We start from the raw sequence: 15,164 nt of genomic DNA on the forward strand, positions 1-15,164 counted from the left end.
AAGCGATGTGAGAGACACACCCACGCTATGCACCACGTTCGATTCCGTGACCCCGCAGGAGCGATTCGACAGGGCGAGTGGCACGACGACGCGATTACCTTCGGTGGCGAGCGCTACGACCACGACGAGGTCGACGTACTTCCGCCCGTCGAGCCCTCGAAAATCGTCTGTATCGGCCGCAACTACGCCGAACACGCCGCCGAGTTCGACAACGACGTCCCCGACCGACCGCTGCTCTTTCTCAAGCCGCCGAACACGCTGGCCGGTCACGGCGACACGGTGACGCTTCCGGCCGGGAAGGACCGAATCGACCACGAGGCCGAACTAGCCGTCGTCATCGACGAGCAGTGTCGCCACGTCGCCGCCGAGGACGCGATGGACGTGGTGCGAGGATTCACCTGTCTCAACGACGTCTCGAACCGCGACGACCAGAACGAGGAACAGAACTGGGTCCGCGGGAAGGCGTTCGACGGGTCCGCCCCCATCGGTCCGGTCGTCGCCGACCCCGAACACGTCCCCGACGACGCTGCAGTCCGTCTCCGCGTCAACGGCGAACTCCGACAGGAGGGAAGCAGAGACCAACTGTTCTTCGACGTACCGACGCTCATCGAGGAGATTACGACCTACCTGACGCTCGAACCAGGTGACGTTATCTCGACTGGCACGCCTGCGGGCGTCGGCCCGCTCGAAGACGGCGACCACGTCGAAGTCGAGATAGAAGGTGTCGGGACGTTAAAACACGGGGTCCGGATTCCGTAACCCGAGCGAGCAGGTCACAGAACGCCCCGAGCGGCCGTTTGCCCCTTACGGCGCAGAGTACTGGATACGAGGCTGAACGGGACGCAGGAAGTTGCCACCGTCTAGTGCCTCGACGTCGGCCCGGAGCCGCGCCGCACAGTCGAGTCGAAGCTGACGGGCCTCGTCGGGTTGGAGCGTACCCGGACCCGAGAGTTGCGCCGACAGCGGGTCGTACTGTGCGGTGTCGAAGCCCATCGTCTTGAGGTACTCGCACACGCGAGTCGAGTCGAGTCCCCAGCGAATCGCCTCGTCGCTGAGCGACTGCAGTTCCTCGAACGGCGGGATTCGAATCTCGTCGTCCGACACCCCAGGGTCGCCGGTGACGACGGGTGTCGAGTCGGTGAGCGTCATCAGCCGGTCGACATCCTCGGCCAACTGCAGGAGCTGGCTCGGGAGTGCAGCGTCGGGCGCGCGCCACTCGACAGTGGGGAGTTCGTGTCGGAGTCTGACCGGTGCGAGCACCGTGTCCTCGGGGCAGAACGAGGCTCTGACCGTCGCCTCGTCGACGCCGCGGTCTGCGGCGATTCGGACGAACTCCTCGAAGTTCTCGTGGACCGTCTCGGTCCACGCGTCGACACTGTCGGGGTACGACCACAGGTCACAGAACGGGCGGAATCGCTCGCCGCACGCTCTCCGGTACGCCTGTGCACGAGCACAGTGAACCGTCCGCGACCCGCAGTAGTACGGCGAGGAACTGACCAGCGCAACCGTCGGGTCGAGCGCGGTCAGGAGGTCGAGTTGCCGCTTCACGTTCGTCTTCTCGAAGTGGATGTGCGTCCCGGCACAGTTCTTCGGGCTGGCGACGAACTCGCCGTAGATTTGCTCGTACAACTCCCCCCGGCTACTGGTCGCCGGCGAGTCGTGTTCCGTGAGCGGCGTCCCCAGCGGGACGAGGTACCGTCCGGTCGCTTCGGCCGCGTCGAGCACCGTCCGGAGCGTCTCTTGTAGTTCCCGCTTGAGCGCAGTTACGTCCTCGTGCGGTGAAGTCTTGATTTCGAGCAGCGGCCCGACGAACTCGGGCATTACGTGTTCGTGGACATCGACGAGGTCACGACCATCACAGAGTCGACCGGTCTCGTCGACGACCCAGTACTCCACCTCGAGTCCTAGTGTCATTGTCTTGTCCGAGTCACGGCGCTTGGTCCGTGCCCCGGGATTCTCAGTTCGCCGGTCCCCTAGCTAAACGATAGGGCTGTAATTACAACCTATTTAAGTAGACACCCATCCGAACGTCGGCCCTGAAACCCGAACGACAGACCGTAACACGGCCATACACACCGTTATAGATGGTCTTTCACGTCGTGACGCGTTCGGTTGCGCTCAATTCGTTCGACGGCGGCTATCGTGGTCGTCGACTCCGGCGTCGCCGTCGCCATCGGTGGCTCGGCCGACCACTCGCTCGGCCGAACTACACTCACCGATTGAGACGTAGTGACACACCTCCACAGCGTTTTTGTGTTGATGGAACAACGGTTCAGTTGACTCCGATGACCCTCGTGTAAGCTGTTCTCCGGTCGGTCGCCTCGACGGATACAGTCACTCGACTGGACGGCGACTCGACCCCCTGTTCTCGGCCATCACACCGATGGCCACGTACCGGTCTCCGAGCCTCGCCGTCTCTCCGACGAGTGACGGCGGCCGACCGGCGGGTAGTTCGGACGCTCCGTCACGTCCTCGCGCCACGGCGGTCGGCACCCCATTCGACACGCATGCAACAGCAACAGTCACGACGAGATGCACTCGTCGCCGCACGATTCGACCCCAGAGAACCGAAATCGACTGCCGAACTCACCGCCCTCGCCGAAACGGCGGGGTACACCGTCGTCGACGAACTCACACAGACGCGGCCCGAAGACTCGGCGTACCAGTTCGGCCGCGGGAAGGCAGAAGAACTGGCCCGCAGAGTCACCGAGACGGGGGTAGACACCGTCCTCGTCGACAACCCGTTGTCGCCACAGCAGGCGCACAACCTTCGGACGCTCGCCCCCGACGGTGTCCGGTTCGTCGATAGACACCGACTCGTCCTCGATATCTTCGCCGAACGAGCAGGGACGAAAGAAGCGAAGCTACAGGTCGAACTGGCGGAGTTACGCTACGAACTACCTCGAATCAAACAGGAGATTCGGCTCGAACGAGAATCCGCAAACGAACGCCGGACGGTCGCGGGGATGAACGAGAAGGAACACCGTCGCGTGCTCGACATCCGCGAGCGTATCCAGCGCGTCGAACAGAAACTCGACTCGCTAGACAGCGTCGGGGCCGACCGGCGCGCACGACACCGCGAGGCCGGTCGTAGCCTCGTCGCCCTCGCCGGCTACACCAACGCCGGGAAGTCGACGCTCCTGCGCCGACTCGCAGACGAACTCGACGTCTCAGACGGCGACCCTGCACACCCGGACGAATCCACGACGGCCGCGACGGCCGACCGCCTGTTCGAGACGCTCGGCACGACGACCAGGCGTGTCTCGACCGAGGGTCGGCAGTTACTCGTCACCGACACGGTCGGGTTCGTCCGTGACCTCCCGCCGTGGCTGGTCGACGCCTTCGAGTCGACGCTCTCGGCAGCGTACCACGCCGACGTGGTCCTCCTCGTCGTCGACGGCAGTGACCCGCTCTCGGCGGTGCGAGCGAAAGTCGAAACGTGCCGAGACGTGCTCCACGGGCGGGCCAGTGGGCCGGTCCTGCCCGTCGTGAACAAAGTCGACCGGCGTTCGGCCGCGCACGTCGCCGACGTTCGTGACATCGTCGGGACGTTCGACGTCGACCCAGTCGCCATCAGTGCGACCGAGGGGCAGGGAATCGACGAGTTGCTCGCGCGGATTCGGTCGGTGGTCCCGACGGCGACAGCGATGTTCGAAGTCCCGAACACCGGCACGACGCAGACACTACTGTCGTGGGCGTACGACCACGGGACAGTCAAAGAGATTCACTACGAAGGTGAGTCGGTGCGTTTTACCTTCGTCGGTCGCCCCGCAGTCGTCGAGCAGATGCGGGCGAGAGCCTCGGAATCGTCCGGGTGACGCTGAACGACGAGTCTCAGTGCCGGCGTGTTCATGCCGTCGGAGCGCGTCTATACGTAGTTGTGCCGACAGTTCAGACGAACGGTATCGAGACGTACTACGAGGAACACGGAGCGGGACAGACAGTCGTCTTCGTCCACGCTGCTCTGCTCGACCACTCGATGTGGGACGAACAGGTTGCCGCGCTCGAAGACGACTATCGGACGGTCGTCTACGACGTCCGGGGACACGGCCGAACCGGTGGGTCGGCTCTCGACGAGTACTCGGTCGACCTGTACGCGGCGGACCTCCACGAACTCATCGTGGCGTTGCAACTCGACCATCCGGTGCTCTGTGGCCTCTCGCTCGGGGGACTGATCGCACAGACCTACGCTGCTAGCTACCCCGACCGAATCGCGGGAGTGGTTCTGGCCGACACGTTCACGCCTCCCATCCTCACTCGCGGCGAGTGGTTTCTGCGCCGAATCGTCCTGAACGCGTTGACACTCCCCGTCCGCCTCGTCGGCTTCGAGCGCATCGAGAAGGCGAACGTGTGGGTGACAGAGCGGTTCTTCAGCGGCGTCGGCGGCGACTACGAGCGTATCGAACGACTGCGCGAGGACGGTCCGAGCATCGACACCGACGAGTTCGTCAAAATCGTCCGGTCGATGACTCGGTTCCACGAACTGACGGTCGACCTCACGCGCATCTCGGTGCCGACGCTCGTACTCTACGGCGAGAACGAACTCCCGTTCGTGAAGCGTCACGCAGCAGAGATTGCGGCCCACGTCCCAGACGTCGCTGTTCGTGAGATTCCGGAGGCTGGCCACGCCTCGAATCTCGACCGTCCTGACGAGTTCACCGCCGCAGTTCGGACCGCTCTCACTCGGGCCCGGCCAATCGAGAAATCGCCGCCTCTCGACGAAGAGACGGATTCCGGGGCGTGAGTCTCCGAACTGTTGCCCGAGCGGGTAGACCTTTATCGCACGCCGATTGAGACGGTGTATGGGCCTGCTTCACGCAGCAATCGACGTGACGGATATGGATGCGACGACCGAGTTCTACGGCGACGTTCTGGGGTTCGAACCGGTCGCCGAGTTGGAGGCTGGGGGCGTCACCAACGTCTTCTACGGCCACGGCGACGAGATGGAGATTCAGTTCGTCCCGGCCGACGAGTCTGACGTCGACCCGTCGGGGCTAAACCACCTCGCCGTCGACGTCGACGACGTGGACGCACTCGTCGACGAACTGGGCGAGGACCGGGTCGAACGCGGCCCGTTCGCCGTCGACGAGTTTGGTCTGTACGTCGCGTTCGTCACCGACCCCGACGGCTACGTTGTCGAGATTATCCAGCCACAGGGCTGAGGCCGAGAGCGGTGTGAGCACTCTTAAGAGTCGTCGCCTGCATCCCACGACTATGCAACCACGGGACCTCTCAGACCACGCTCCGTACGTTCCCGGTCGCGGGACGGAGGAGGTCGCCCGCGAACTCGGACTCGACCCCGAGGATCTGACGAAACTGTCGTCGAACGAGAACCCGTTCGGGCCGAGTCCGAAGGCCGTCGAGGCCGCTCGGGAGGCGGCACCGAACATCGACGTCTATCCGACCACCTCGCACGCGGACCTCACCGAGAAACTCGCCGCGAAGTGGGACCTCGAACCCGAACAGGTGTGGGTCAGCGCCGGCGCGGACGGCGCACTCGACTACCTCTCTCGGGCGATGCTCGACCCGAGTGACCGTGTGCTCACGCCGACACCCGGCTTCTCCTACTACGGGATGAGCGCACGCTATCACCACGGCGAGGTGGCGGAGTACGAACTTACCGCCGAGTCCGACTTCGCCCAGACGCCGGAGGCGGTGCTCGACTACTACGACGACGAGCGTATCGTCTACCTGACGACGCCGCACAACCCGACCGGGTCGGAGTTCTCCCGCGACGCCATTCGTGAAATCGCCGAATCTGTCGACGAAGACACGCTCGTCGTCGTCGACGAGGCGTACGGCGAGTACTCCGAGCGGCCGAGCAGCATCGGCCTCTTGGACGAGTACGACAACCTCGCGGTCACGCGTACCTTCTCGAAGGCCTACGGCATCGCCGGTCTCCGAATCGGTTGGGCGGCAGTGCCAGAGGAGTGGGCCGACACCTACGCCCGAGTGAACACGCCGTTCGCAGCCAACGAGGTGGCCTGTCGCGCCGCACTTGCCGCCCTCGACGACGAGGAACACGTCGAGAAGACCGTCGAGACGGCGAGGTGGGCCCGTGAGTATCTCGCGGAACATCTCGACGCACCGACCTACGACAGCGCGGGCAACTTCGTCCTCGCCGACGTCGGTGACGCGAGCGCCGTCGCCGAGGCGAGTCAACGCGAGGGCGTCATCGTCCGCGACTGTTCGAGTTTCGGCCTCCCGACCTGTATCCGCATCTCGTGTGGGACCGAAGACGGGACGAAGAAGGCCGTCGACGTGCTGAACCGAATCCTCGCCGAGGTGGTCGAAGCGTGAGAGTCGTCGTCACCGGCACCCCGGGAACGGGGAAGACGACGGCAGTGAAAGCCCTCTCCACCCAATCCCGGATAGTCCACCTCAACGACGCTATCCGCGAACACGAGCTCTGGACCGAACGCGACGCCGACCGAGACACGCTCGTCACCGACCTCGACGGGGTTCGTGAGTGGTTAGGTGAGTGGGACGGCAGCGCTGAGCAAAGCTCAGCTGGCGACGGCGCTCCGCGCCATCAACTCGTCGAGTCGCATCTCGCCCACCACCTCGAGGCCGACAGGGTAATCGTCCTCCGCTGTCGTCCCGACGTGCTCGAAGACCGCCTGCTGGAGCGCGGCGAACCGCCGAAGAAAGCCAAAGAGAACGCCGAGAGCGAGGCGCTCGACGTGATTCTCTCGGAGGCCGTCGACTTCCACGGAGAGGAACACGTGTACGAGATAGATACCACCGACCGGTCGCCCGACGAGGTTGCCGCCGACATTCGGGCCGTCCTCGACGGTGAGCGCGAACCGAGTGCGGGCGCGGTGAACTTCATCGACTATCTATGACGCTCGACCAGTACCGCTCTGTCGCAGACAAACTGTTGCGTCCGTTCGTCTCCGCCGCCGACAGCGTCGGCCTCTCACCGAACGGGGTGAGCGTCCTCGCCTTCGGATTCGCCGTCGCCGCGGGTGTGGCGTTCTACGTCGCCACGCCACTGTGGTACGCGCTCGGTGCGCTCTTCGTCTTCTTGAACGGGTGGCTCGACTTGGTCGACGGCGCGCTCGCCCGGCGGCAGAACGTCGCCTCCGACGGCGGCGACTTGCTCGACCACGTGTTGGACCGCTACGCCGACATCGTCATCCTCGCTGGGCTGGCGGCGGGAATCGACAACTACGCGCTCGGACTCGCCGCAGTCACGGGCGTCCTCATGACCTCGTACCTCGGGACGCAGATTCAGGCGGTCGGCCTGGGCCGTGAGTACGGTGGTTTACTCGGCCGTGCGGACCGACTCGCACTCGTCGGACTCACCGGCTTCGTCGCGGCGTTTCTCCCCGGCGAACTCGTCGCGGGACTGACGCTCGTTGGCCTACTGTTGGTGCTCTTTACCATCGTCGGCCATCTCACTGCACTCCAGCGGTTCTGGGGTGCGTGGTCGGACCTCTGAGTCGGCGACTGGCTGCCGACTCAGTGGGACCTCAAACCGGCGTAGGCTGCCGACTCAGTGGGACCTCAAACCGGCGTAGGCTTGCCGACTCAGTGGGGACGTAGACCGGCGACTGGCTACCGACTCAGCGTCCGCTGAGCCGAAACTGAGAGCGGGGACGTGGCGTGCGTTTTATACCCCGGGCAACACTACCACAGACCATGCCCCAGTGCGAGATGTGCGGTGCGGACAAACCGTCACTCACCACTACGAAAGTCGAAGGTGCCGAACTGCAGCTCTGCGACAGCTGCAAGGACTTCGGGACCGAGGTCCGCACTGAATCTACGAGTTCGACGTCGACGAAGTACTCGACGTCTTCCTCGAAGACCAACCAGTCCTCGGGTTCGTCGAGCAGTTCGTCCTCCTCGTCGTCCGGCGGCAGTACGCGCCGCCGCGACATGTTCGACGACATGGAAGAGCTCGCGGCGGACTACGACGACCGTATCCGAGCAGCCCGTGAACAGCAAGGAATGAGCCAAGAGGAACTCGCCGGCCAACTGAACGAGAAGGCGAGTCTCATCCGCAAACTCGAACGCGGTGACATCCTCCCCAGCGACGGTGTCCAGAAGAAACTGGAGAAGAAACTCGACATCTCGCTGACGGAAGGCTCTAGCGACGACGAGACCGACTGGTCCAGCGGATCGTCGACGACGACGACGCTCGGCGACGTCGTCAAGCGCAAAGACTGAGCGAAACGGTAGACCCGTGACGTCGGGTTTCGTTCGATGCAGATTCGTTCGGAGGTCGACTCTTCGGAATGTTTCACATCTGAGAAATTCGCCAATGTCCTGAATTCTTCAGTATTACGTGCTGAAACGGCCAATGGGGATTTGTAGGATGCTTCCGAATGCTCACCGATGAGACATCGGACCTCCCTCCACGGTCGTTCCAACCACGCAGCTAGATACCGCTACTCGCTCAGTGGTCACACTCCGTGTTCCAATGCGTAACTCGCCGGCACTCACGCTTCTCGTGGGTGTGTTCGTGTTCGCGAGTGCCATCCCGATGGTGGCCGCAGCGACGCACTCTCCCGTCTACCAGCCGATTACGACCGAGATGGCGACGGTGACTGGCGACGAGGTACTCGCAGAGGTGGCTAGCGCGACTGCTTCGTCTGCCAGCGCGGTCGATCCGACGCCGTTGCTCGTGGTCGCAGGGTACGCTCGTCACGACTTCAGTCCGCTCGACAACGAGGTGCGCAACGAGGTGTTTCGCGCGATTACCGACTCGCCGGGAGCGTACGTCGCGGCCGTCGCCGACGAGACAGACATCCCACGGTCGACCGTCCGCTACCACGTTCGTGTCCTCGAACGAGAGGGTCTCGTGTTCAGCGAGAAGATTCGCGGGAAACAGCGACACTTCCCCAGTGACGACGACCACCCGACGCTCACGGCGGCGCTCGCAGACGACACCGTCGCGACTGTGATGTCCGCAGTCGCCCAGACCGAACCAGCCACTACCAGCGAACTCGCGGCCGAACTCGACCGTGCACCGAGTACGGTCTCACATCACCTGTCGCGACTCGAAGAGGACGAACTGGTCGAACGTGAGCGCGATGGTGGTGCCGTTCTCACTCGAATCTCTCCCGAGATTTCACACCGACTCCACGCGACGCTCCTCGAGTTGTCCCACGTCAGATTGTCTGACGAAGACTGACAAGTCGAACATACACTCTTCCTAGAAACACTTTCTAACGTCCGTATACAGGGGTTTCGACGGTTCGGTTAGAACACCTTTTTACTTCAATCACCTTTCACGACGTGGACCGACACGGTCCGGACCCCATATATGAAAGACGACACAACGTTCACGCTCGACCGTCGGACTGCGATGAAAGGGATCGGTGCGGCCACAGTTGCGTCGATGACCGGGCTCGCTGGCTGTGCCGGGGGAGATGGCGAGACCGAAGGGACGACCGAGGGAGGTGGAGAGGGGACCGATGCTGAAGAGACGACGGAGCCGAGCATGGGTGGCGAGGAGACGACGGAAGCCGCGGGGGAAACCGAGACGACAGAGAGCGCGGAGACGACCGAAATGGAGACCGAGACGACGACCGCCGAGGGGACGGACGAGACGACGACCGAAGAAGGCACAGACGACGAGACCACGACCGAAGAAGGCACAGACGACGAGACCACGACCGAAGAAGGCACAGATGACGAGACCACGACCGACGAGAGTACGGACGACGAGACCACGACCGACGAGACCACGACCGAAGAGAGCACGTAACAGCGACCGAACGGAGTTCGTGTCATCATCTCACGACAGGCGACGACTCGCTTTCGTCCACTACGACTGACTTTCGCTGCCTGTCTTTTCGACCGACGTCGGTTCAGTTCACGCTGTCTAGTAGCGACTTCGCCGGGTCGAGTCGTGTCGTAACAGTCGACGACACCGACGACGCCGACTGCCGCTCGACTATCGAGTTGGCTGCGGAAAATCAAGCTATTTACCGCCGCAGGCGAATCGTTCGGTGTATGTTCATCCTGGTCAATCTGAAGGCGTATCCGTGTGACCCAGTCGAAGTCGCAACCGCCGCACGCGACGTTGCCGACGAGTCCGGTGTCCGTATCGCCGTCGCTCCGCAAGCCGCACATCTCTCGCAAGTAGCCGAGACGGGCGTCGAGACGTGGGCACAGCACGTCTCACCCAACGAGCACGGGAGCCACACAGGGAGTACGCTCGCCGAAGCCGTCGCCGACGCTGGTGCGACGGGGACGCTCCTCAACCACTCCGAGAACCGGATGAAACTCGCCGACATCGACGCCTCGCTCGACGCGGCCGACCGGACCGACCTCGAAACCATCGTCTGCGCCAACAACCCGACGCAGGTCGGTGCTGCGGCCGCACTCGCACCCGACGCCGTGGCCGTCGAACCCCCGGAACTCATCGGTGGCGACGTCTCCGTCTCGACGGCCGACCCCGACATCGTCGAGGACGCCGTCGACGCCGCCGCTGCCGTCGACGAGAACGTCGACGTGTTCTGTGGTGCCGGCGTCTCGAACGGCGACGACGTCGTCGCTGCCGAAGAACTGGGCGCGACGGGCATCCTGCTCGCCAGTGGTGTCGCCAAGGCCGACGACCCGAAGGCTGCGCTCGAAGACCTCGTCTCGGGACTCTAACGCGGCTACATCCTCCGTTTCGTCCGGTACGAAGCGTCTCTTCGCGTCGATTCTTCTTTCGAGGCTCGAAACGAGTGAGAGCGGTATCGCAGCGCTCTCAGCGTTCCGGCCACGGCGTCAGGTCGTCGTCTCCGTCGTCTCCGTCGTCGTGCGAGTGGACGTGGTCGGCAGGAGTCGAAGCACTCGACTTGGACTCGTCGACGAACGCCGCTTCGATGGCTTCGACCGTCTCGGCGAACTCGTCGGTGGTGAGTCGGTCTGCATACTCCTCGCGGACGAGGTCCGGCAGTGCGTAGGCGTACTGCCCGCGGCCGGCGTGAGTGACGAAGCCCTGCTGTCGGAGTGGTCGGTTCCGACTGTAGGCACGCTGGTTCTCACCCGTCCCGCCGGCGGCGACGTGGGCGTCGACAGGGTCGCTGACCAACTGGTCGCGATAGTGCCGGAGCATCCGACGCGACACGGGGTCGAGCGACTCGATTTGCGCGGTGAGCGTGCGGACGACACCACGCTGGTCGCGTACCGGTTCCGGCTCGGGCGACTGACTCGGTTCGTTCGATTCGGTCGATTCCTGCGACTCGCTCGGTTTCTCTGACTGGCTGGCACGACGTTCGCTGTCCGACTCGCTCGCAGCGACAGTCGTCGGGTCGGGCCATCCACCAGTGGCACTTGCGGTGTCTGCGTGCTCTCGTCCCTCTCTCTCCTCTCGCGTCGACTCACTGTCACCGTCGACAGACTCGTCCTCGGAGAATCCGGGGTAGCCTCGGCCCTCCGGTTCCTCGTGGTCCTCGTGTTCGTCGTCTTCGAGCGACGCACTCGTGTCGCCTTCTCGTTCGTAGCCGTCGAGGCCACGCTGGTGTTCGGGTCGGTTGAGGTTTCGCCCCTCGCCGCCGCGATACGGCGCTTCCGCGCGTTGGAGCATCGCCTGTGCGAACTTGTCGGCCATTCGGCTCATGTCCTGTGCCTCTTCGAGGTCACGTCTGAGTTGACGGATGGTCGCGTCCTTCTTGTCGAGTTCCTGTCGCAGGTCGGCGATTTCGCTCTCACGGTGTGCTTTCTCGTCGGAGATGTCGCGGAGTTCTGAGACGAGGTCACCGCTCACGGACTTCAACTCTGGGCGCTCGAAGTCGTCGAGGCCGGGCGTCGCCCCGGCGTCGAACGTCTTCTTACGGTGGAACTGCACGCGACGCAGCGACTCGCTCCAGTCGGTCATCAAGAACCCCTCGCCGTTGCCCATGTCTTCGATGGCGTTGGCGTACTCGCTGCCGAGAATCCGCCCGACGACTTTCGTGTCGTTTCGCCACGTCAGGCGGTGCCAGACGAGCCAATCGCACTGTGTGATGTAGTCTTTCTTGACGTCGGCGGGGCGCTGGCTGATGCCGACGATACCGAGGCCGTGTTTCCGGCCGCGTTTGGCGATTTTGATGAGCATCTTGCCGGCCTCGCCCATCCCACCCTTCTCGGGGATGTACTCGTGGCACTCTTCGACGAGCATCAAGAAGGGCTTCTTCAGTTTCTTCTCCTTGGCGAAGAGTTGCCGTGAGACCTTCAGCAGCATCTCCTCGGCGTCGGCCTCGTCGAGGTAGCCCGAGACGTCGAGGATGATGGGAACGTTCTGTTCGAGCGCGAGGTTCGCAATCTTCTCGGCGTGTTCGGGGCTGACCTGGATGTCGCACTCGTCGTCCGCGCCCGCGTGGAGGATTTCGTACTGTTCTTTCAGCCCGTAGTACTCGCCGTCGGTGTCGACGATGAGCACCGGAAACTGCGAGTCCAACAGTTTCTCGATGACGACGCTGGCCGTGTTCGACTTTCCCGACCCCGATTTGCCGGTCACGAAACCGCGACCGGTGAGAATCTCGACTACCGGAAGCGAGACGGGCGTTCCAGGTTCCTCGCCGCTGTCGCCGCCCGGTCCGTCGCTCACCTCTGCGACGGTGATGATTTCTTCGTCTGTCATTCAGTTGGTGGCAACACCGACTGTGCCATCTTAACTCCTACTGTCGTGTTACGCTTCGACAGTGCGAGTGGGACGGAATCCGTACCCCGACGGCGACGACTCGTACTCGTTGAAGACCAACTCGTCGGTGGCGGCCTGTCCTGGAGCGATAGTCGCCGTCCGTTCTTCTCGAAGTTCCGTCCCGTTCTGAAGCTGGACCGTCGCCACGAACGTCACGGAGACGGCGACGTCGTTCTCGTTGCGAATGCTGTACAGTACTTGGTACGTCTCGTCGTCTCCGAAGCCCCGCGAGTTGATGTCTAGATTCCGCTGGAGCTCCGGATTCGATTCGGGCGTCGCTGTTTCGGTCGGCGTGGGTTCCGGCGTCGCCGTCGGTTCGGCGGTGGCTGTCTGCGTCTCCGCCGGTTCCGGTGTCGGCGTCGGCGTCCCTGTCTCTGGGGGCACCTCTGTCGGCGACGGCGAGCCGGTACCGTCGCCAGCACCACCGGAACCGCCGGCATCATCGCTGTCGTCGTTCGAGGAGTCGTCGTCGACGAGTGTCGCACCAGTCCATCCGATAGCCACACCGGCAACGAGGGAGAGCAGGGACCGTCTATCCATAACTGCACCTTGAAGCCAGCGATAAAAAATCCCATCACTCATCCGAAATCACCCAGTGATGCCTGACCGCTCCGGTGTCGTCCGGGCGGCGACTCACCTGACACCGAGTCGTCGCGTTCGTCATCGTCTGCATCGAGCCACCGCCGAAGGTCGTTCGTTTCGGTCTCGTCTGTCGGTCGTTGGCCGCTCTCGTCCGGTCGGGCCGCCTCGGCCGACCCTTCCCACCCGTCGAGGCGCGCCTGTTCTTCGGCCGCGAAGCTCAGATTCGAGACTCGAACGCCGAGTTTCCGCACCTCGCTGTCGGCGAACTCGGTGAGCAAGTCGAGTGCGACCGACTCCACGAGGTCGGAGTCGTCGACGGGGCCGGGGAGTGACCGCGCACGCGTGTTGACGTCGAACGGCGGTGTGACGACTTTGATGCCGATTGTTCGGTACATCGCCCCGCGCTGTCGTGCTCGGTCAGCGACGTCGACGGCGAGTGCCCGAACCTTCTCGCGTTTCGCCTCGGCCTCGTCCGTCGCCTCCGTGAACGCCGACTCACGCGAGAGGCTCTTCGGACGGCCCGTCGGTGTCACCTCCCGGTCGTCGTGGCCACGAGCGCGGTCGTACATCTCTCTGCCGCGCCCGCCGAATCGGTTCTGGAGCACCGTCGGGTCGGCGGTGGCGAGGTCACCTGCGGTCTCGATACCCAACTCTCCGAGTTCACGGGCGGTCACGGGACCGACGCCGTGGACCGCCTCGACCGGGAGCGGGGCGAGGAACTCCTGGACTGCTCCGGGTTCGACGACGACCAGTCCGTCGGGTTTGTCGTGGTCGCTGGCGACTTTTGCGGTGCTCATGTTGGGGGCGACGCCGACGCTCGCCGTGACACCGACTTCGCGGTCGATTCGCTCTCTGACGTGTCTGGCGTAGCCCTCTGCGAGCGTCCGTTCCCCGTCGGCGACGGCTTGCCACGACGTTCGGTCGGTGACGTCGAGATACGCCTCGTCGATACTCACTTCGCGGACGACGTCGGCACAGTCGTGGAGCACCTCTTTGACCTGCGTGCTGACCTCCTTGTAGAAGTCTAAGTCGACGGGCCGGTAGTAGCCGCCCTCGACTCCGTCCGCACTGTCCTCGTCCTCAATGCGCGGGAGGTTGTCGAGCGCCTGTGAGATGGGTTGTGCGCTCTCGACGCCGTACTCACGGGCTTCGTAACTCGCGGTGGCGACGGCCCCGTGTGTCTCACCCGCGTCGTACCCCATTCCGACGACGAGTGGTCTCCCGACGAGGCCGGGTTCGCGCAGTCGCTCACAAGAGGCGTAGAAACAGTCCATGTCGACGTGGAGGACGACGCGCCGCTCACCGGCGTCGGTCGTGCCGGGCAGCGTCTCTCCGTTCATCGTCTCTCTGTGGGTGCGCAGGGATGCTGAACGTTCGGGGTCCAGAGTGAAAGTAAACGCGACGAGAACGTTACTTCAGTCGTTCCTGCAGGAACGAAGGATGGGCCGCGCTGACGCCGTCGATACTCAGAATCTCGTCGCTGATGACGTCGCCGAGAGCGTCGCCGTCGGTGGCGCGGACTTCGGCCATGAGCATGTGGTCACCGGACGAGGTGTAGAGCGTCTCGACGGCGTCAAGTGCTTTCAGCGCCCGCGTCGCCTCAACGTAGCGTTCGCTCTCGACGTCGATACCGACGAGCGCGATGGTCTGTCCGGAGAGCTTCTTCGGGTCGATGTCGGCAGAGTAGCCGACGATGACGCCGTCGTCTTCGAGTTGTTTGATGTACTTTCTGACCGTCGGCTTGGACACCCCCGCACTCTGGGCGATGTCCGCGTAGGAGGCCTGCGCATCCGATTCGAGCGCGGCGAGGATGCGGTCCTCCGTGGAGGTGGAACTCATGTGTGGCAATTTCAGTTGCCAGAAAAAATACCTTGCGAACCGAAAACGAGTTGTCGGCCTTGTGAAATCGACGCACGAGCCACGTCGAGAGTCAAGACTGGAAGCGTTACACGCGAAAGAG

17 protein-coding genes are annotated in these 15,164 nt (G+C 63.7%); 11 read left to right on the forward strand and 6 right to left on the reverse strand.

What is annotated here, in order from left to right; all coding sequences use genetic code 11:
* Positions 1-27: 27 nt before the first annotated feature.
* Positions 28-759, forward strand: coding sequence for a fumarylacetoacetate hydrolase family protein (locus BM083_RS12680; protein WP_089869853.1), 732 nt, complete (start codon positions 28-30; stop codon positions 757-759).
* 45 nt (positions 760-804) lie between these two features.
* Here BM083_RS12680 and BM083_RS12685 read toward each other — a convergent pair whose 3' ends face one another.
* Positions 805-1,914 carry a glutamate-cysteine ligase family protein gene (locus BM083_RS12685; protein ID WP_177197625.1) on the reverse strand — a complete coding sequence of 370 codons (1,110 nt, stop codon included), beginning with the start codon at positions 1,912-1,914 and terminating at the stop codon, positions 805-807.
* A 164-nt stretch (positions 1,915-2,078) separates the two neighbouring features.
* Positions 2,079-2,216: a hypothetical protein gene (locus BM083_RS23335; RefSeq protein ID WP_177197626.1), complete on the reverse strand. Its 138-nt coding sequence runs from the start codon at positions 2,214-2,216 to the stop codon at positions 2,079-2,081.
* 291 nt (positions 2,217-2,507) lie between these two features.
* On the opposite strand from BM083_RS23335, the gene hflX reads away from it, so the two are divergent.
* The 10 genes from hflX (at position 2,508) to tpiA (ending at position 10,608) form a co-directional block, all read left to right on the forward strand.
* Positions 2,508-3,818, forward strand: coding sequence for a GTPase HflX (hflX, locus tag BM083_RS12690; protein WP_089869854.1), 1,311 nt, complete (start codon positions 2,508-2,510; stop codon positions 3,816-3,818).
* A gap of 62 nt (positions 3,819-3,880) precedes the next feature.
* Positions 3,881-4,744 carry an alpha/beta fold hydrolase gene (locus BM083_RS12695; protein ID WP_089869855.1) on the forward strand — a complete coding sequence of 288 codons (864 nt, stop codon included), beginning with the start codon at positions 3,881-3,883 and terminating at the stop codon, positions 4,742-4,744.
* A 58-nt stretch (positions 4,745-4,802) separates the two neighbouring features.
* Complete coding sequence (locus BM083_RS12700) at positions 4,803-5,162, forward strand: VOC family protein (RefSeq protein WP_089869856.1); 360 nt, start codon at positions 4,803-4,805, stop codon at positions 5,160-5,162.
* A gap of 52 nt (positions 5,163-5,214) precedes the next feature.
* On the forward strand, positions 5,215-6,300 hold the full coding sequence (gene hisC, locus BM083_RS12705; protein ID WP_049893460.1) for a histidinol-phosphate transaminase: 1,086 nt from the start codon (positions 5,215-5,217) through the stop codon (positions 6,298-6,300).
* Entirely contained in the window at positions 6,297-6,845 is a 549-nt protein-coding gene (locus BM083_RS12710) for an adenylate kinase family protein (RefSeq protein ID WP_089869857.1), read from the forward strand. Before hisC ends, BM083_RS12710 begins: the two co-directional genes overlap by 4 nt.
* Entirely contained in the window at positions 6,842-7,444 is a 603-nt protein-coding gene (locus tag BM083_RS12715; RefSeq protein ID WP_089869858.1) for a CDP-alcohol phosphatidyltransferase family protein, read from the forward strand. The genes BM083_RS12710 and BM083_RS12715 overlap by 4 nt, the downstream gene beginning before the upstream one ends.
* Positions 7,445-7,644: 200 nt before the next feature.
* The gene (locus BM083_RS12720; protein ID WP_089869859.1) at positions 7,645-8,172 is read left to right on the forward strand and encodes a multiprotein bridging factor aMBF1; all 528 of its coding nucleotides are present in this window, start codon (positions 7,645-7,647) and stop codon (positions 8,170-8,172) included.
* Between the two features lie 253 nt (positions 8,173-8,425).
* The gene (locus BM083_RS12725) at positions 8,426-9,139 is read left to right on the forward strand and encodes a winged helix-turn-helix transcriptional regulator (protein ID WP_089869860.1); all 714 of its coding nucleotides are present in this window, start codon (positions 8,426-8,428) and stop codon (positions 9,137-9,139) included.
* A gap of 132 nt (positions 9,140-9,271) precedes the next feature.
* The gene (locus tag BM083_RS23805; protein ID WP_177197627.1) at positions 9,272-9,715 is read left to right on the forward strand and encodes a hypothetical protein; all 444 of its coding nucleotides are present in this window, start codon (positions 9,272-9,274) and stop codon (positions 9,713-9,715) included.
* Between the two features lie 248 nt (positions 9,716-9,963).
* Complete coding sequence (tpiA, locus tag BM083_RS12735) at positions 9,964-10,608, forward strand: triose-phosphate isomerase (protein ID WP_009374611.1); 645 nt, start codon at positions 9,964-9,966, stop codon at positions 10,606-10,608.
* Between the two features lie 97 nt (positions 10,609-10,705).
* Here tpiA and BM083_RS12740 read toward each other — a convergent pair whose 3' ends face one another.
* The 4 genes from BM083_RS12740 to lrpA1 form a co-directional block, all read right to left on the reverse strand.
* Positions 10,706-12,562, reverse strand: coding sequence for a helicase HerA domain-containing protein (locus tag BM083_RS12740; protein WP_089869861.1), 1,857 nt, complete (start codon positions 12,560-12,562; stop codon positions 10,706-10,708).
* 48 nt (positions 12,563-12,610) lie between these two features.
* Positions 12,611-13,162 (reverse strand): hypothetical protein, encoded by a 552-nt coding sequence (locus BM083_RS12745; protein ID WP_089869862.1) that lies wholly within the window; start codon positions 13,160-13,162, stop codon positions 12,611-12,613.
* Between the two features lie 38 nt (positions 13,163-13,200).
* Positions 13,201-14,544, reverse strand: a complete 1,344-nt coding sequence (gene dinB, locus BM083_RS12750) for a DNA polymerase IV (protein ID WP_089869863.1) — start codon at positions 14,542-14,544, stop codon at positions 13,201-13,203.
* Positions 14,545-14,614: 70 nt separating this feature from the next.
* On the reverse strand, positions 14,615-15,043 hold the full coding sequence (lrpA1, locus tag BM083_RS12755; RefSeq protein WP_089869864.1) for an HTH-type transcriptional regulator LrpA1: 429 nt from the start codon (positions 15,041-15,043) through the stop codon (positions 14,615-14,617).
* Positions 15,044-15,164 lie beyond the last annotated feature (121 nt).

It is taken from the genome of Halogranum rubrum, assembly GCF_900114455.1.
In the GTDB taxonomy this organism is placed as follows: Archaea; Halobacteriota; Halobacteria; order Halobacteriales; family Haloferacaceae; genus Halogranum; species Halogranum rubrum.